The sequence below is a fragment of the Enterobacter sp. ENT02 genome, assembly GCF_019219165.1.
Lineage (GTDB): Bacteria > Pseudomonadota > Gammaproteobacteria > Enterobacterales > Enterobacteriaceae > Enterobacter > Enterobacter mori.
This window is the reverse complement of the sequence record NZ_JAHUWD010000001.1, coordinates 821,901-839,565: the sequence shown is the minus strand read 5'-3', so window position 1 is coordinate 839,565 and position 17,665 is coordinate 821,901. Positions and strand designations below refer to the sequence as shown.

At 49.8% G+C, this 17,665-nt stretch carries 14 protein-coding genes; all 14 read left to right on the top strand.

Going from position 1 to position 17,665, the window contains the following annotated elements:
• Entirely contained in the window at positions 1-1,437 is a 1,437-nt protein-coding gene (cpsB, locus tag KW829_RS03880) for a mannose-1-phosphate guanyltransferase (protein ID WP_089598073.1), read from the top strand.
• A gap of 110 nt (positions 1,438-1,547) precedes the next feature.
• Positions 1,548-2,918 (top strand): colanic acid biosynthesis phosphomannomutase CpsG, encoded by a 1,371-nt coding sequence (gene cpsG / locus KW829_RS03875; protein ID WP_010431951.1) that lies wholly within the window; start codon positions 1,548-1,550, stop codon positions 2,916-2,918.
• A gap of 114 nt (positions 2,919-3,032) precedes the next feature.
• Positions 3,033-4,427, top strand: a complete 1,395-nt coding sequence (wcaJ, locus tag KW829_RS03870; protein WP_108418179.1) for an undecaprenyl-phosphate glucose phosphotransferase — start codon at positions 3,033-3,035, stop codon at positions 4,425-4,427.
• A 1-nt stretch (position 4,428) separates the two neighbouring features.
• Complete coding sequence (gene wzxC, locus KW829_RS03865) at positions 4,429-5,907, top strand: colanic acid undecaprenyl disphosphate flippase WzxC (RefSeq protein WP_218307642.1); 1,479 nt, start codon at positions 4,429-4,431, stop codon at positions 5,905-5,907.
• A gap of 15 nt (positions 5,908-5,922) precedes the next feature.
• Positions 5,923-7,203 carry a colanic acid biosynthesis pyruvyl transferase WcaK gene (wcaK, locus tag KW829_RS03860; RefSeq protein WP_218307641.1) on the top strand — a complete coding sequence of 427 codons (1,281 nt, stop codon included), beginning with the start codon at positions 5,923-5,925 and terminating at the stop codon, positions 7,201-7,203.
• Positions 7,200-8,420 carry a colanic acid biosynthesis glycosyltransferase WcaL gene (gene wcaL / locus KW829_RS03855; protein WP_010431964.1) on the top strand — a complete coding sequence of 407 codons (1,221 nt, stop codon included), beginning with the start codon at positions 7,200-7,202 and terminating at the stop codon, positions 8,418-8,420. Before wcaK ends, wcaL begins: the two co-directional genes overlap by 4 nt.
• A 12-nt stretch (positions 8,421-8,432) precedes the next feature.
• Positions 8,433-9,824 (top strand): colanic acid biosynthesis protein WcaM, encoded by a 1,392-nt coding sequence (gene wcaM, locus KW829_RS03850; protein WP_218307640.1) that lies wholly within the window; start codon positions 8,433-8,435, stop codon positions 9,822-9,824.
• Positions 9,825-10,001: 177 nt separating this feature from the next.
• Positions 10,002-10,898 (top strand): GalU regulator GalF, encoded by an 897-nt coding sequence (gene galF, locus KW829_RS03845; RefSeq protein ID WP_010431970.1) that lies wholly within the window; start codon positions 10,002-10,004, stop codon positions 10,896-10,898.
• A 352-nt stretch (positions 10,899-11,250) separates the two neighbouring features.
• Positions 11,251-12,333, top strand: coding sequence for a dTDP-glucose 4,6-dehydratase (gene rfbB / locus KW829_RS03840; protein ID WP_218307639.1), 1,083 nt, complete (start codon positions 11,251-11,253; stop codon positions 12,331-12,333).
• Positions 12,334-12,388: 55 nt separating this feature from the next.
• Positions 12,389-13,270: a glucose-1-phosphate thymidylyltransferase RfbA gene (rfbA, locus tag KW829_RS03835; RefSeq protein ID WP_218307638.1), complete on the top strand. Its 882-nt coding sequence runs from the start codon at positions 12,389-12,391 to the stop codon at positions 13,268-13,270.
• A 70-nt stretch (positions 13,271-13,340) separates the two neighbouring features.
• Positions 13,341-14,150 carry an NAD(P)-dependent oxidoreductase gene (locus KW829_RS03830; RefSeq protein WP_218307637.1) on the top strand — a complete coding sequence of 270 codons (810 nt, stop codon included), beginning with the start codon at positions 13,341-13,343 and terminating at the stop codon, positions 14,148-14,150.
• On the top strand, positions 14,143-15,564 hold the full coding sequence (locus tag KW829_RS03825; protein ID WP_218307636.1) for a lipopolysaccharide biosynthesis protein: 1,422 nt from the start codon (positions 14,143-14,145) through the stop codon (positions 15,562-15,564). Before KW829_RS03830 ends, KW829_RS03825 begins: the two co-directional genes overlap by 8 nt.
• Entirely contained in the window at positions 15,561-16,649 is a 1,089-nt protein-coding gene (locus tag KW829_RS03820) for an EpsG family protein (RefSeq protein ID WP_218307635.1), read from the top strand. Before KW829_RS03825 ends, KW829_RS03820 begins: the two co-directional genes overlap by 4 nt.
• Entirely contained in the window at positions 16,649-17,644 is a 996-nt protein-coding gene (locus KW829_RS03815) for a hypothetical protein (protein WP_218307634.1), read from the top strand. Before KW829_RS03820 ends, KW829_RS03815 begins: the two co-directional genes overlap by 1 nt.
• Positions 17,645-17,665 lie beyond the last annotated feature (21 nt).

Genomic DNA, 17,665 nt, shown 5'->3' with positions numbered 1-17,665 from the left:
ATGAGTCAAACCACGTTGTATCCGGTTGTGATGGCAGGTGGCTCTGGTAGCCGGTTGTGGCCGCTGTCCCGCGTGCTCTATCCAAAACAGTTCCTCTGCCTGAAAGGGGACCTCACCATGCTGCAAACGACGGTCAACCGTCTGCACGGCGTGGAGTGTGAAAGTCCGGTCGTTATTTGTAACGAACAGCACCGTTTTATCGTTGCCGAGCAGCTGCGCCAGCTGAACAAACTCACAGAAAACATCATTCTGGAGCCTGCCGGTCGTAACACTGCCCCTGCGATCGCCCTGGCGGCGCTGGCGGCAAAACGCAGCAGCCCGAACTGCGACCCGCTGATGCTGGTGCTGGCGGCTGACCACGTCATTCAGCAGGAAGAGGCGTTTCGCGACGCGGTCCGTGCGGCCATTCCTTACGCGGAAAGCGGCAAGCTGGTGACCTTCGGCATCGTGCCGGACCTGCCGGAAACCGGCTATGGCTACATCCGTCGCGGCAGCGTGACGCCGGGCGAAGGCGACAGCGTGGCGTTTGACGTGGCGCAGTTCGTCGAAAAACCGAATCTGGAAACCGCGCAGGCCTACGTGGCCAGCGGGGAATATTACTGGAACAGCGGCATGTTCCTGTTCCGAGCCGGACGCTACCTGGAAGAGCTGGAAAAATACCGTCCGGACATCCTGAGCGCCTGCGAGAAAGCGATGGCGGTAGTCGATCCTGACCTCGACTTTATTCGTGTGGATGAGCAATCTTTCCTCGCCTGCCCGGAGGAGTCCATTGACTACGCGGTCATGGAGCGCACGGCGGATGCCGTCGTGGTTCCGATGGACGCGGGCTGGAGCGATGTGGGGTCCTGGTCATCCCTGTGGGAGATCAGTGCGCATACCCCGGAGGGTAACGTCCATCACGGTGATGTGATTAGCCACAAAACGGAAAACAGCTATGTTTATGCCGAATCCGGCCTGGTCACCACGGTTGGGGTGAAGGATCTGGTGGTCGTGCAGACCAAAGATGCGGTGCTGATTGCCGACCGTAACGCCGTGCAGGACGTTAAAAAAGTGGTTGAACAAATCAAGGCCGATGGTCGTCACGAGCACCACATTCACCGCGAAGTCTACCGTCCGTGGGGCAAGTATGACTCCATCGACTCCGGCGACCGCTATCAGGTGAAGCGTATTACCGTGAAGCCGGGTGAAGGGCTGTCCGTACAGATGCACCACCATCGCGCCGAGCACTGGGTGGTGGTGGCGGGAACCGCAAAAGTCACCATCGACGGCGAAATCAAACTGCTGGGCGAAAACGAATCCATCTACATTCCGCTGGGGGCCACGCACTGTCTGGAGAACCCGGGGAAAATTCCGCTCGACTTAATTGAAGTGCGCTCCGGTTCGTATCTGGAGGAGGACGATATCGTTCGCTTCCAGGATCGTTACGGACGGGTGTAGCGCCTCTGCTTCCTGCCCGGTGGCGCTGCGCTAACCGGGCCTACGAATGAAAAAAAAGAATTTGGCCATTAATTGGTCAGGGCCAACTGTTGCCTGAAAAAGGGGTCATCATGGAAAAGTTAACCTGTTTTAAAGCCTACGATATTCGCGGCAAGCTGGGCGAAGAGCTGAATGAAGATATTGCGTGGCGCATTGGCCGCGCGTACGGCGAATATTTAAAGCCGCAAACTATCGTGCTGGGCGGCGACGTGCGCCTGACCAGCGAGTCCCTGAAGCTGGCCCTGGCGAAAGGGCTGCAGGATGCGGGCGTGGACGTGCTGGATATCGGCCTTTCCGGTACAGAAGAGATCTATTTTGCCACCTTCCACCTGGGCGTGGACGGCGGTATTGAAGTGACCGCCAGCCACAACCCGATGGACTACAACGGCATGAAGCTGGTGCGCAAGGGCGCGCGTCCGATCAGTGGCGATACCGGCCTGCGCGACGTGCAGCGTCTGGCCGAAGCCAACGACTTCCCGCCGGTGAATGACGCGAAGCGCGGCAGCTACAAGCAGATCAATTTGCAAAAAGAGTACATCGACCACCTGCTGGGCTACATCAACGTGGCAAACCTGAAGCCGCTGAAGCTGGTCATCAACTCCGGTAACGGCGCGGCCGGTCCGGTGGTGGATGCCCTGGAGGCCCGCTTTAAGGCGCTGAACGTGCCGGTCACCTTCATCAAAGTGCATAACACCCCGGACGGCAACTTCCCGAACGGTATTCCTAACCCGCTGTTGCCGGAGTGCCGCGACGACACCCGTAACGCGGTGATTGAGCACGGTGCCGATATGGGGATCGCCTTTGACGGTGACTTCGACCGCTGCTTCCTGTTCGACGAAAAAGGGCAGTTCATCGAGGGCTACTACATCGTCGGCCTGCTGGCGGAAGCCTTCCTCGAGAAAAACCCTGGGGCGAAGATCATTCACGATCCGCGCCTCTCCTGGAACACCGTCGATGTGGTGTCCGCGGCGGGCGGTACGCCGGTGATGTCCAAAACTGGGCACGCCTTTATCAAAGAGCGCATGCGTGAAGAAGACGCTATTTACGGCGGCGAGATGAGCGCTCACCACTACTTCCGTGATTTTGCCTACTGCGACAGCGGGATGATCCCGTGGCTGCTGGTGACCGAGCTGCTGTGCCTGAAAGGGCAGACCCTGGGCGAGCTGGTGCGTGACCGCATGGCGGCCTTCCCGGCGAGCGGGGAGATCAACAGCAAGCTGGCGCAGCCTGCCGACGCGATTGCCCGTGTGGAACAGCACTTTGCCATTCACGCGCTGGAAATTGACCGTACCGACGGCATCAGCATGGCGTTCCCGCAGTGGCGCTTCAACCTGCGCTCGTCCAATACCGAGCCGGTGGTGCGCCTGAACGTGGAATCCCGTGCCGACACGGCGCTGATGGAAGCCCGAACGAAGGACATTCTGGCGCTGTTGAATCAGTAACAATTGCCCCTCACCCCAGCCCTCTCCCCACAGGGGAGAGGGTGTTCAAGTTCCCTCTCCCCTGTGGGGAGAGGGGTAGGGTGAGGGGTAAGGTTTTGAACTAAAGGAACAACGATGACGAATCTAAAAAAACGCGAACGAGCGAGAACGAATGCATCGTTAATCTCTATGGTGCAGCGTTTTTCTGATATCACCATCATGGTCGGCGGATTGTGGGCGGTGTGTCGGATTAGCGGGCAACCGTTCTTATATATGCATCTGCTGATGGCATTGATTGCGCTGGTCGTGTTTCAGATGATCGGCGGGATGACCGATTTTTACCGCTCGTGGCGTGGGGTGAAAATCACCACCGAGCTGATGTTGTTGCTGCAAAACTGGACCTTAAGCCTGATTTTCAGCGCCGGGCTGGTGGCATTCAGCCATGATTTTGATAACCGCCTCGTGACCTATCTCTGCTGGTACCTGTTGACCAGCGTGGGCATGGTGGTGTGCCGTTCGCTGATCCGCTTCGGTGCGGGCTGGCTGCGCAATCGGGGTTACAACAGACGCTATGTGGCCGTAGCAGGGGATTTGCCCGTCGGCCAGGTGCTGCTCGACAGCTTCCGCAAAGAGCCGTGGTTAGGTTTTGAAGTGGTGGGGATCTACCACGACGCGAAGCCGGGCGGCGTCCCGTCTGAGTGGGCTGGCAACTACGAGCAGCTTATCGACGACGCGAAAGCAGGGAAGATCCACAACGTCTATATCGCCATGCAGATGAAAGACGAATCCCGCATTAAGAAACTGATGCGCGAGCTGGCGGATACCACCTGTTCGGTGATCCTGATCCCGGATGTCTTTACCTTCAACATCCTCCATTCTCGCATTGAAGAAGTGAACGGCGTGCCGGTTGTGCCGCTGTACGATACGCCGCTGTCCGGTATTAACCGCGTGCTCAAGCGCGTGGAAGATATTGTTCTCTCTTCGCTGATCCTGCTGCTGATTTCGCCTGTACTGTGCTGCATCGCGCTGGCGGTGAAAATCAGTTCACCCGGGCCGATTATCTTCCGCCAGACACGCTACGGCATGGACGGCAAGCCGATCATGGTGTGGAAATTCCGCTCCATGAAGGTGATGGAAAACGACAAGGTGGTGACCCAGGCGACGCAGAACGATCCGCGCGTGACCCGCGTGGGGAACTTCCTGCGCCGGACCTCGCTGGACGAGCTGCCGCAGTTCATTAACGTCTTCACCGGCGGCATGTCGATTGTTGGCCCGCGTCCTCACGCGGTAGCCCATAACGAGCAGTACCGTTCACTGATTGAAGGCTACATGCTGCGCCATAAGGTGAAGCCAGGCATCACCGGCTGGGCGCAGATCAACGGCTGGCGCGGCGAGACCGACACGCTGGAAAAAATGGAAAAACGCATTGAGTTCGATCTGGAGTACATCCGTGAGTGGAGCCTCTGGTTCGATATCAAGATTGTTTTTCTGACCATCTTCAAAGGTTTCGTGAACAAAGCGGCGTACTAAGATGAGCTTACGTGAAAAAACCATCAGCGGCGCCAAGTGGTCGGCCATGGCCACCATCGTCATCATCGGCCTTGGGCTGGTGCAGATGACGGTGCTGGCGCGCATTATCGATAACCACCAGTTCGGCCTGCTGACCGTCTCGCTGGTGATTATCGCGCTGGCCGATACGCTGTCTGACTTCGGTATCGCCAACTCGATTATCCAGCGCAAAGAGATCAGCCATCTGGAGCTGACCACGCTCTACTGGCTGAACGTTGGGCTGGGGATCTTCGTGTTCGTACTGGTGTTCCTGCTGAGTGACACCATCGCCCGCGTGCTGCACAACCCGGATCTGGCTCCGCTGATGCGTACGCTGTCGTTTGCATTTGTGGTGATCCCACACGGGCAGCAATTCCGCGCGCTGATGCAAAAAGAGCTGGAGTTCAACAAGATCGGCATGATTGAAACAAGTGCCGTGCTGGCGGGCTTTACCTTCACCGTGGTGAGCGCCCATTTCTGGCCGCTGGCGATGACCGCCATCCTCGGTTACCTGGTTAACTCTGCCGTGCGTACGCTGCTGTTCGGTTACTTTGGCCGCAAGATTTACCGTCCGGGGCTGCATTTCTCTCTCGCGTCCGTGTCGTCCAACCTGCGCTTTGGCGCGTGGCTGACGGCGGACAGCATTATCAACTACGTCAATACCAACCTTTCGACGCTGGTACTGGCGCGCATTCTGGGCGCGAGCGTGGCGGGGGGCTACAACCTGGCCTACAACGTCGCGGTCGTACCGCCGATGAAGCTGAACCCGATTATCACCCGCGTGCTGTTCCCGGCGTTTGCCAAGATTCAGGACGACACCGAAAAGCTGCGCGTTAACTTCTACAAGCTGCTTTCCGTAGTGGGGATTATTAACTTCCCGGTGCTGCTGGGGCTGATGGTGGTCTCCAGCAACTTCGTGCCGCTGGTGTTTGGTGAGAAGTGGAACGGCATCATCCCGATCCTGCAGCTGCTGTGTGTGGTAGGGCTACTGCGATCCGTGGGAAATCCGATTGGTTCCCTGCTGATGGCAAAAGCGCGCGTGGATATCAGCTTTAAGTTCAACGTGTTTAAAACCTTCCTGTTTATTCCGGCAATCATCGTGGGTGGACACATGGCGGGCGCTATCGGCGTTACGCTCGGGTTCCTGCTGGTACAAATTATCAACACCGTGCTGAGCTACTTCGTGATGATCAAGCCGGTGCTGGGCTCCAGCTACCGTCAGTACATCCTGAGCCTGTGGCTGCCGTTTTATCTCTCCTTACCTACGCTTGCGGTCAGCTATGGCCTGGGCGTGGTGCTCAGCGGTCATCTGCCGCTGGCGGCGCTGCTGGCGGTACAGGTCGCCTCGGGCGCACTGGCGTTCTGCGTGATGATTGTGCTGTCGCGTAATGCGCTGGTGGTTGAGATGAAGCGCCAGTTTTGCCGTAACGAAAAAATGAAAACGCTGCTTCGCGCAGGCTAATTTTAAGAGGCCATTATGAAATTACTTATTCTTGGCAACCATACCTGCGGCAACCGTGGCGACAGCGCCATCCTGCGCGGTTTATTGGATGCAATTAACACCCTTGAGCCTGAGACAGAAGTGGATGTGATGAGCCGTTATCCGGTCAGCTCATCCTGGTTACTGAACCGCCCGGTAATGGGCGACCCGCTCTACAGCCAGATGAAACAGCACAACAACGCCGCGGGCGTGATGGGGCGCGTGAAGAAAGTCCTGCGCCGTCGCTACCAGCATCAGGTGCTGCTTTCCCGCGTGACCGACACCGGCAAGCTGCGCAATATCGCCATTGCCCAGGGCTTTACGGATTTTGTCCGTCTGCTCTCCGGCTATGACGCCATTATTCAGGTCGGCGGTTCGTTCTTCGTCGATCTTTACGGTGTGCCGCAGTTTGAGCATGCGCTCTGTACCTTTATGGCGAAAAAGCCGCTGTTTATGATCGGCCACAGCGTCGGGCCCTTCCAGGATCCGCAGTTTAACCAGCTGGCGAACTACGTGTTTGGTCATTGCGACGCGCTGATCCTGCGCGAGTCCGTGAGCCTGGACCTGATGAAGCGTAGCGAGATCGACACGTCAAAAGTTGAGCACGGCGTGGACACCGCCTGGCTGGTGGATCACCAGGTCGATAATTTCCAGCCGAGCTACGCGGTACAGCACTGGCTCGACGTGGCGGAGAAACAGAAAACCGTCGCCATCACCCTGCGCGAGCTCGCGCCATTTGATAAACGTCTTGGCACCACGCAGGCGGCGTATGAGAAAGCCTTCGCCGACGTGGTGAACCGCGTGCTGGACAGCGGATACCAGGTGCTGGCGCTCTCCACCTGTACCGGTATCGACAGCTACAACAAAGATGACCGCATGGTGGCGCTTAACCTGAGTCACCTGGTGAACGACCCGTCACGCTACCACGTGGTGATGGACGAGCTGAACGACCTGGAGATGGGCAAACTGCTCTCCGCCTGTGACCTCACCGTTGGCACGCGCCTTCACTCGGCCATTATCTCCATGAACTTCGGCACGCCAGCGATTGCCATCAACTACGAGCACAAATCAGCGGGCATTATGCAGCAGCTTGGCATGCCGGAAATGGCGGTCGATATTCGTCATCTTCTCGACGGTTCGCTGGGCGCCATGGTCGGCGACACGCTGGGACAGCTGCCTGAGATTAACGAACGCCTGGCCGTGGCGGTGAAAGCCGAGCGCGAAAAAGGGATCGGCATGGTGAAATCGGTGCTCGACCGCGTCGGGGAGGGGAAATGAAGGTTGGTTTCTTCTTACTGAAATTTCCGCTGTCGTCTGAGACCTTTGTACTGAACCAAATCACTGCGTTTATCGATATGGGATATGACGTGGAGATTATCGCCCTGCAAAAGGGCGATACGCAAAACACCCATGCGGCGTACACCCAGTATGGGCTGGAAGCCAAAACCCGCTGGCTGCAGGATGAGCCGGGCGGGCGGCTGAACAAACTGCGCTACCGCGCCAGCCAGACGCTGCGCGGGCTGCACCGTCCCTCGACGTGGCGGGCGCTGAACGTGTCACGCTACGGGGCGGAATCCCGCAATCTGATCCTCTCCGCCATTTGCGGGCAAACGGCGCAGCCGTATCGTGCGGATGTGTTTATCGCCCACTTCGGCCCGGCGGGCGTGACCGCCGCGAAGCTCCGCGAGCTGGGGGTAATTGACGGCAAAATCGCGACCATTTTCCACGGTATCGATATCTCCAGCCGGGAAGTGCTGAACCACTATACCCCGGAGTATCAGCAGCTTTTCCGCCGCGGTGACATGATGCTGCCCATTAGCGAACTGTGGGCCGGTCGGCTGAAAAAGATGGGCTGCCCGAGCGAAAAAATTACCGTTTCGCGGATGGGCGTCGATATGGAGCGCTTCACCCAGCGCCCGGTGAAGGTGCCGGGGAAACCGCTGCAGATTATCTCGGTCGCGCGTTTAACCGAGAAGAAAGGGCTGCACGTCGCGATTGAAGCCTGTCGTCAGCTAAAAGCGCGTGGGGTGGATTTCCACTATCGCATTTTAGGTATCGGCCCCTGGGAGCGCCGACTGCGCACGCTGATCGAACAGTACCAGCTGGAAGGCTGTGTGGAGATGCCGGGCTTCAAGCCAAGCCATGAGGTGAAGGCGATGCTCGACGAGGCGGACGTTTTCCTGCTGCCCTCCGTGACCGGTGCGGACGGTGATATGGAAGGTATTCCGGTCGCGCTGATGGAGGCCATGGCCGTGGGGATTCCTGTCGTGTCGACGCTGCACAGCGGGATCCCGGAACTGATCAGATCGGAGTATTCCGGCTGGCTGGTGCCTGAAAATAATGCTTTCGCCCTGGCCGATCGCTTAGCGGCCTTCAGCGACATCGACCAGCAGGAGCTGGTACCGGTGCTGCAAAATGCCCGACAAAAAGTCGAAACAGAATTTAACCAGCAGGTGATTAATCGCCAGTTAGCGAGCCTGCTGCAAACGCTGTAACGCCGAGGTTGTATGCTGAAAAAGATTACCCGACGCCATTTTGTCTCTTCCTTAACCGTCCTGGCGGCAATGCCGCTGCTGTCGCCGCACGCCGCGCGGGCAGCCACCGGGAGGACGGTCTCTGTGGAACAGTACAACAACAGCGACTGGATCGCCGCTTTTAAGCAGGCGTTCTCCGAGGCCGACACCGTTGTGGTACCCGCCGATCTCGTCTGCGATAACATCAATACCGGGATTTTTATCCCCGACGGTAAAACGCTCCTGATACGGGGTGGGCTCAAAGGCAACGGGCGCGGGCGCTTTGTGCTCCAGGAAGGCAGTAAAGTCATCGGTGAGGGAGAAGGGCGCACGCACAACATCACGCTGGATGTCCGCGGCTCCGATTGCGTCATCAAAGGTCTGGCGATGAGCGGCTTTGGCCCCGTCACGCAGATCTACATCGGCGGCAAAAAGCCGAGGGTGATGCGCAACCTCCTCATCGATAATATCAACGTGAGCCAGGCCAACTACGCCATTTTGCGACAGGGCTTCCATAATCAGGTGGACGGTGCGCGCATTACCAACAGTCGATTTAGCCACCTGCAGGGTGACGCGATTGAGTGGAACGTGGCGATCAACGACCGTAACATTCTGATCTCAGACCATGTGATCGACAACATCAACTGCACCAACGGCAAAATCAACTGGGGGATTGGCATCGGGCTTGCGGGAAGTACCTACGACAATGACTACCCTGAAAAGCAGACCGTGAAGAACTTCGTGGTGTCCAATATAACGGGCAGCAACTGTCGTCAGTTAGTCCATGTCGAAAACGGTAAGCACTTTGTTATTCGCAATATTAAGGCTAAAAACATTACCCCCGACTTCAGCAAAAAAGCGGGAATAGATAACGCCACGGTAGCGATTTACGGCTGTGATAATTTCGTTATTGATAATGTCGACATGGTCAATAGTGCTGGAATGTTAATCGGTTACGGCGTAATTAAAGGCAACTACCTGTCGATACCGCAGAATTTTAAGCTCAACGATATTCGCCTGGATAATCGGCAACTTGCCTATAAGCTGCGCGGAATACAAATTTCATCCGGCAACGCGACCTCGTTTGTCGCCATCACTAACGTTGACATGCAGCGCGCGACGCTTGAGCTGCACAACAAGCCTCAGCATCTTTTCTTGCGTAACATCAACGTGATGCAGGAAGCTGCTGTGGGACCGGCGCTGAAAATCAAATTCGATTTGCGTAAGGACGTGCGGGGCAAGTTTATGGCCAAAGACGAAACGCTGCTGTCGCTGGCAAACATTAAGGCCGTCAATGAAAAGGGGCAAAGCTCGGTGGATATTGACCGGGTTGACCAGCATGTTGTGAATACGGAACGGCTGAATTTTGCGCTGCCGAGTAGATAATCACCCGCGGGTAATTTTTGCGACGATTCCTGGTTGGATAATGTGATCTATTCAGATTACAACTACTGTAATTTGTGGTGCCTGGGCGTAACATGAATCCAGAATTACAGCAAAACGTACTGGCGAAAACAGGTTTAAAAGCTATAATTCGTCAACCATTTTAAGGTGGAAGATATAATGATTAATTTGAAAGCAGTCATTCCGGTAGCGGGTCTGGGCATGCATATGCTGCCAGCCACCAAGGCAATTCCTAAAGAGATGCTGCCGATCGTCGACAAGCCGATGATTCAGTACATCGTCGACGAGATTGTTGCTGCAGGGATCAAAGAAATCGTTCTGGTCACGCACTCCTCGAAGAATGCGGTTGAAAACCACTTCGACACCTCTTACGAACTCGAAGCGTTGCTTGAGCAGCGCGTTAAGCGTCAGCTGTTGGCAGAAGTTCAATCTATCTGCCCGCCTGGCGTGACTATCATGAACGTGCGCCAGGCGCAGCCGCTGGGTCTGGGCCACTCGATTCTGTGCGCGCGTCCGGTCGTGGGTGATAACCCGTTCATCGTCGTTCTGCCGGATATCATCATTGATACCGCATCTGCGGATCCGCTGCGTTACAACCTGGCGGCGATGGTGGCGCGTTTCAACGAGACGGGCCGCAGCCAGGTGCTGGCGAAACGCATGGATGGCGATCTCTCTGAGTACTCTGTCATTCAGACGAAAGAAGCGCTGGAGACGGAAGGGCAGGTGAGCCGCATTGTTGAGTTCATCGAAAAACCGGATCAGCCTCAAACGCTGGACTCCGACCTGATGGCCGTTGGCCGCTATGTTCTGAACGCAGATATCTGGGCCGAGCTGGAAAAAACGGAGCCAGGCGCCTGGGACCGTATCCAGCTGACCGATGCGATTGCTGAACTGGCGAAAAAACAGTCCGTAGATGCCATGCTGATGACCGGTGACAGCTACGACTGCGGCAAGAAAATGGGGTATATGCAGGCGTTTGTGAACTACGGCCTGCGTAACCTGAAGGAAGGGGCGAAGTTCAGAAGCCGCATTGAGAAGTTGCTGGCTAACGACTGATTTGTCTCTGTCTGTTTGAAAAAGCGGCAGTTATCATTTGGTATGTGTAAACATAACCAAAATGGTAACTGCCGCTTTTTGTTATTAATTCTAGTGATAACATGGAGTTATCTGATTCAAATGTGGACTGATTTGTAACGATTTGTGCTTGTTTCCTGGAGCATTTAGGACGACAATTAACGCCAGTTTTTTGTCTGTAATCAGACCTCAGAATCCTTTATTCAACATTCGCTCAGTGCACTGGTAGCTGTTAAGCCAGGGGCGGTAGCGTGTAAAATTTCTGAAGCCGCTATTATTAATCGGCTTCCAGAGCATCAATATCTCGATATACCCATTAGATGGAATAGCTAACGTGAAGATTCTTGTTACGGGCGGTGCCGGTTTTATCGGCTCAGCAGTGGTGCGACATATTATTAATAATACCCAGGATGCAGTTGTCAATGTGGATAAACTGACGTATGCCGGTAACCTGGAGTCACTGACCGACGTTAATGATAGTGATCGTTATGTCTTTGAACATGCGGATATTTGCGATAAAGCGGCAATGGATCGCATTTTCGCCGAGCACAAACCGGATGCGGTGATGCACCTTGCGGCAGAAAGTCACGTTGACCGTTCTATTACCGGCCCCGCTGCGTTTATTGAGACCAATATTGTCGGTACCTATGTGCTGCTGGAAGCCGCACGGGCTTACTGGTCGACGCTGGATGACGCGGCCAAAGCGGCGTTTCGCTTCCACCACATCTCCACTGACGAAGTGTACGGTGATTTACCTCATCCTGATGAACATCCGGCCTCTGCTGAGCTGCCGCTGTTTACCGAAACCACAGCCTATGCGCCAAGTAGCCCGTATTCTGCTTCTAAAGCGTCCAGCGATCACCTGGTTCGCGCATGGCTGCGTACCTACGGTTTCCCAACGATTGTGACCAACTGCTCCAATAACTATGGCCCGTATCACTTCCCAGAGAAGCTGATCCCGCTGGTAATTTTGAATGCCCTGGACGGTAAAGCGCTGCCTATTTACGGCAAAGGCGACCAGATCCGCGACTGGCTGTATGTTGAAGATCATGCGCGTGCCCTGTACACCGTAGTAACTCAGGGTAAACCCGGTGAGACGTATAACATCGGTGGGCATAACGAGAAGGAGAACCTGGACGTGGTGCACACCATCTGCGATCTGCTGGATGAGATTGTGCCGAAAGAGGGATCATATCGCGACCAGATTACTTACGTTGCTGACCGACCGGGACACGATCGCCGCTATGCGATTGATGCGCATAAAATTGGTGCTGAATTAGGCTGGAATCCGGAAGAGACGTTTGAAAGCGGCATCCGCAAAACAGTTGAATGGTATCTGAGCAATCAGGATTGGGTAAATAACATTCGGAATGGCGCATATCAAAATTGGGTTAAAGCAAACTACGAAAATAGATAAGCCCACATTCTTCGTTATTGAAAAGATTAATTTAACCAATTAAGTGAATATTAAAATGGAAAATCGCAAAGGTATTATTCTCGCTGGTGGATCAGGCACTCGCTTATACCCTGTTACCATGGCAGTGAGTAAGCAATTATTACCCGTATACGACAAGCCAATGATATACTATCCTTTGTCAACACTGATGCTTGCCGGTATCAGAGATATATTAATTATTAGCACACCTCTTGAAACTCCTCGGTTCCAACATTTATTAGGTGACGGTAGCAAGTGGGGCATTAATCTTCAGTATAAAGTTCAGGAAAGCCCAGATGGACTTGCCCAAGCATTCATTATTGGTGAAGAATTCATCGGCGATGATTGTTGTGCTCTAATTTTGGGTGATAATATTTTCTACGGACATGATTTGCCTAAAGAACTTGAAATTGCAATGCAGCGCCAGTCTGGGGCGACTGTATTTGCTTACCATGTTACCGATCCTGAACGCTATGGCGTCATCGAGTTTGATAAGCAAGGTAAAGTCATCTCTCTGGAAGAAAAACCAACAGAGCCAAAAAGTAACTATGCTGCCACAGGTCTTTATTTTTACGACCGCCAGGTGATTGAAATGGCTAAGAAATTGAAGCCATCTGCACGTGGGGAATTAGAAATTACTGATATTAACAACTTGTATATGCAGCAGGATGAACTTTCAGTAGCACTCATGGGGCGCGGATATGCCTGGCTCGATACCGGAACTCATGAAAGTCTGATTGAAGCAAGTAACTTCATCAGAACGCTTGAAACTCGCCAGGGGCTCAAGGTGTCATGTCCTGAAGAAATTGCTTACCGTAAAGGATTCATTACTGCAGACCAAGTACGTGCCCTTGCTAAACCACTGGGTAAAAATGATTACGGCGCGTACCTTCTTCGTATGGTTGAACATGATTTATAACCATCAGTCGGTATGACGACACGTTAATATTTGTGAAGTTCAAAGTTTATGATCATTTAAGGTTAACCAAATGAGTAACAATAAGATCACCGTTTTTGGTTCTGGCGGTTTTATCGGTTCAGCGGTGTTTGCAAGACTCGATAAGGCAGGTTTTCAGGTCGAGAAAGGTGACTGGCAGTGTAATGATTTTTCTGGTCAATCGTTAGGAACAGTGATTTATTGCTGTGGAGTAGGTGATTGCAAGCGAACTGAAGATGTCATTTACTCTCATGTTGATGCATTGCGTAATATAATTAATTCGGCTACCTACGATAAAATAGTGTATGTTTCATCGACCCGAGTGTATCTCAATAATGATGATTCAGCGGAGACGTCAGCGTTACGTCTGTCATTCGATGATAAGCGTTGCCTCTTTAACCAGGCAAAATTGCTTGGCGAGAGTGTTGCACTGGCACAAGAGAAGCCATGTTTGATCGTCAGGCCATCAAACGTATACGGTAAAGCATTCAATAGTCCGCTTTTTCTGCCATCATTGGTTCGTGATGCTATTACTAAAGGTGAAATCAATCTTTTCGTATCCCCGGATTACGAGAAAGATTATGTTTATATAGATGATTTGGTCGATTTTATTTTGAACGCTGTTCAGAATCATGTTATTGGAACGTATAACATTGCTTCCGGCGAAAACGTGAGTGCAAAAAAATTGGTTCAAATTATTGAAGAGTATACCCAATGTAGCTCTGTTTGGCACCCTGTTAGTAGCGAAGACATCTTTCCTGTGATCAATATAGATAAATATAAATCATTAGATTTCTCTCCGCGAAAAGTAGAAAGCCTTTTAATTGAGATGATCCATGAGTTCAGGAAACAGTTTGCTTGAGAAGATCGAGAAAGTTAATAATGTTGTTGTTGGTTTAGGAACCAACCTGGTTGGGAATGTCATTATGTTCCTGACGACAATTTATATAACGAATAATGTAACAGAACAGGTTTATGGGGAGTTTAGATTAACATTTGCACTTATTTCTATTCTTGTATTAGCCTTGATGCTAGGTCGAGATAGTTCTGTTTTGTATTTCTATCAAAAAGAAAAGAAGGATAGTGTAATACTCGAAGAAGTTATGAGCGGATTACTGCTTATTACTATCGGGTGTATAGTATTATATGTATTTGATGACTTTTTTATAAGAACATTATTGAGTAACCAGGTAAGCACTGGAAGTTATCACTTATCATTATTGATGATCCCTTTATGGGCTGCATATAACCTCCTTACACCCGTGGTTCGAGTTAAAGGATTTGTAAACTCCAGTTTCATATTATCTAACCTTTTACAGCGGTTTTTAAGATTTCCATTTTTAGTCGTATTTGTCATTTTAGGCTATACAGGTTTTGCTGGCTTGGCCTGGAGCATGATTTTGTCACAGATCCTTCTTCTTGGGATCTTGTTATATTATTTATTTTCTGTAGTGCAGTGGAGCACTCCAGCAATAAGTAGTTTTTTTACGAGGTTTGGATATGCCCTAAGCCTGGGAGTCAATTCTATTATGCTTGCTATTGCAGGCAAAATAGATGTTCTAATTTTGGGCAAACTGTCTTCGGTGGTGGATGTGGCTGTTTACGACATTGTCACTTCCTTGGCTATAGTGTGCTTATTCCCTTACATTGCATTATCAAAATCATTTGAACCACGCCTGTATCAATATTTTGTTCATCCAGAAAAACATTGTTCCTATCGATTAAATTTATCTTTAGCAATGACACTTACTACGCTAGGCGGCGTATTTTTCATTATTTTTAGTCGCGAAATACTTGCGCTATTTGGTCGAGAGTATGTTCGCGGCGATTTTGCATTTTTACTGGTGTCCATTTCATATATTCTCATAAGTTGCTGGGGTGCTGTAAGCGAATGGATGACGATGAATGGGTATGCTAAGTATAATTTCGCTTTTCTTATAATCAGCGCTGCGATCAATATTGCATTATGCTATCTGCTTATACCCTTGTACGGTTTGACAGGGGCAGCTCTTGCTCTAGGAGTAGGACTCTTTCTCTCAAAAATGATGGCATTTATTTTTATCATCTTTAAGGGGCCTGTTTTAAAGTTGGTGGCTGGACCTTTTGAAATCATACGCATTGTCATCTGTATAGCCATAGCTATCTATTTCCGTGAACAATCATTTCTAATTAAGTGCGGGATTTACTGTATTGCCGGTATCATTTTTGTTTTAAGTGACCAAAAGATAAGGCACTATATTTTTAAGATTATTAGAAATAAAAAGGTTGCTGCATGATTATATACATAGCAGTTAGTTTCCTTACTGTTTTTGTTCTTTTAGCCGCTACGGTTCCTGTCTTTCAACGATATGAACGACTGCTAGTCGCATTTTCATTTTTTACAATTTGGCTTATCGTCTCATTTAGTGTAAATGTTGGACCTGATTATGAGGCATATAAATTCATGTATGACTCACTCAATGAAAACTTTTTCCTTCAGGAGTATTTGTTTCGCCAGTTTGGATATTTGTTCAGAGCGAATGATTTACCATTTTCTGCATTTTATTTTTCACTGACATCAGTATATATATACTGTATTTACCGTGTATTTTTACGTTACAGAAATTTAGCTGTTCTAAATCTTCTTATTTTTATAATCATGCCTTATGGGCTTATAGAAGGTGGTTTTAATTACTTACGACAGAATATGGCGGTTGCTTTATTCTATCTTTCAATAGTGTATTTGGTACGCACTCAGTTTATACGCTATTCTTTTTGTAATGTTCTTGGTGTTTTGTTTCATAAATCAGCACTGATCTTAATTCCATTGTACTTTGTCATTAAAATGAATATAAGTGCTCGGAAAAGCCTATTTATATATTTTGTTGTACTCGGGGCAACATTAAGTCTTGAAGTCCCATTCATTAAAAACAGCCTGCTCATGATATTAGGAAGTATACCTGGGTATGGTGGTACTTATGTTAATTTCAGAGATGGTGAATTTCTTAATGCATTAAGTACTAAAGGAGTGTTTAGCTATATCTATCAGTGTATTCCTATTTTGCTCCTGATAATTTATAAAGATAAAGTGATTGTAACTCGAAACGAGCAAGTTTTATTTAATATAACTTATTTGTCGCTTATAACATTGACTATGGCATTAGAATTAAGAATTATGCTCCGAGTGGAGTATTATTTCGTATTGGCGAAAGTATTCACATTGCCTCTTTTAGTTAGGCTATGTAGTAATGATAAAACACGCACACTCTTTGTTTTATCGCTGATACTTTATTTTTCCTTGTATTTTGTTGCTGTTTATCTGACTGGAATAGAGAAGAATTTGCTCCCGTATAAATCTGTGTTAGGGTTCGAGGTTAATTAATGGCTGAAGTTGTACAAAAAAAATTACTTTTAATATCTCCGGTATTCTTCGGCTATGAGAAAAAAATACAAAGAGAATTGGAAGTTCAGGGATGGGACGTTACGTTTATTGATACAAGGCCTTCTAACTCATTTCTTACAAAAGTATTGATTCGATTAGGATTGAATTATTTAATTCGATCCCAACTTAGAAATCATCACGACAGAATTTTAAATCTTGTCAAAAATAATGATTTTTCAAAAATATTGTTTGTAAACCCTGAAGGTTTTAATGAGCGTTTTTTTCAGGATCTCAGAGAGTTAACAGAAGATGCAGATGTTAGACTTTATTTGTGGGACTCTATAGATAATAAGCCGCTGATAAAACCAACGCTAAAATATTACAATAAATGTTTCACTTTCGATCGTTCGGATGCGAGCAAGGTTGATAATTTTAATTTTCTACCGCTGTTCTATTCAAATGATTATGAAAATATCAGCCTGAAAAATAAACGTGATTATGATTTTGTTTTTATTGGTACAGTACATAGTCAGCGAATGAAAGTTGTTCAGTATTTTAGAGATTTTTCTTTACGCAATAACAATAATTTCTTCTATTATCTTTTTATACAAAGCAGAATTATTTACTGGGTCCGGCGTTTAACAGATGTGAGCTTTTCTCAATATAAAGACTATTCTTTTAATTTCAAATCACTGTCGGTTAATGAAATTATAGATATCTTTTCCTCAACTAAATCGGTTATTGATATCGAGCATGATAAGCAAAATGGCTTAACAATGAGAACTTTTGAGGTTTTGGCTGCTGGTATTAAAATTATTACAACCAATAAGGATATTGTAAATTATGATATATACCACCCGGATAATGTACATATTATAGACCGCTGTGACATTAAGTTTGACTCAGATTTTCTGAGTACCCCCTTCAGACCGTATCCCCCTGAGGTTATAGGGAAATACAGACTGAGTGCATGGGTCAAATCACTAGTAGAGTAAATGTGAAAAGAAAAAATTAAT

What these genes read in the sequence shown, in the direction of transcription:
- wcaJ (WP_108418179.1), top strand. Translation starts at nt 3,033, where the DNA reads ATGACGAATCTAAAAAAACGCGAACGAGCGAGAACGAATGCATCGTTA.
- wcaM (WP_218307640.1), top strand. Translation starts at nt 8,433, where the DNA reads ATGCTGAAAAAGATTACCCGACGCCATTTTGTCTCTTCCTTAACCGTC.
- KW829_RS03820 (WP_218307635.1), top strand. Translation starts at nt 15,561, where the DNA reads ATGATTATATACATAGCAGTTAGTTTCCTTACTGTTTTTGTTCTTTTA.
- galF (WP_010431970.1), top strand. Translation starts at nt 10,002, where the DNA reads ATGATTAATTTGAAAGCAGTCATTCCGGTAGCGGGTCTGGGCATGCAT.
- KW829_RS03815 (WP_218307634.1), top strand. Translation starts at nt 16,649, where the DNA reads ATGGCTGAAGTTGTACAAAAAAAATTACTTTTAATATCTCCGGTATTC.
- wcaK (WP_218307641.1), top strand. Translation starts at nt 5,923, where the DNA reads ATGAAATTACTTATTCTTGGCAACCATACCTGCGGCAACCGTGGCGAC.
- rfbA (WP_218307638.1), top strand. Translation starts at nt 12,389, where the DNA reads ATGGAAAATCGCAAAGGTATTATTCTCGCTGGTGGATCAGGCACTCGC.
- cpsG (WP_010431951.1), top strand. Translation starts at nt 1,548, where the DNA reads ATGGAAAAGTTAACCTGTTTTAAAGCCTACGATATTCGCGGCAAGCTG.
- KW829_RS03830 (WP_218307637.1), top strand. Translation starts at nt 13,341, where the DNA reads ATGAGTAACAATAAGATCACCGTTTTTGGTTCTGGCGGTTTTATCGGT.
- wzxC (WP_218307642.1), top strand. Translation starts at nt 4,429, where the DNA reads ATGAGCTTACGTGAAAAAACCATCAGCGGCGCCAAGTGGTCGGCCATG.
- cpsB (WP_089598073.1), top strand. Translation starts at nt 1, where the DNA reads ATGAGTCAAACCACGTTGTATCCGGTTGTGATGGCAGGTGGCTCTGGT.
- wcaL (WP_010431964.1), top strand. Translation starts at nt 7,200, where the DNA reads ATGAAGGTTGGTTTCTTCTTACTGAAATTTCCGCTGTCGTCTGAGACC.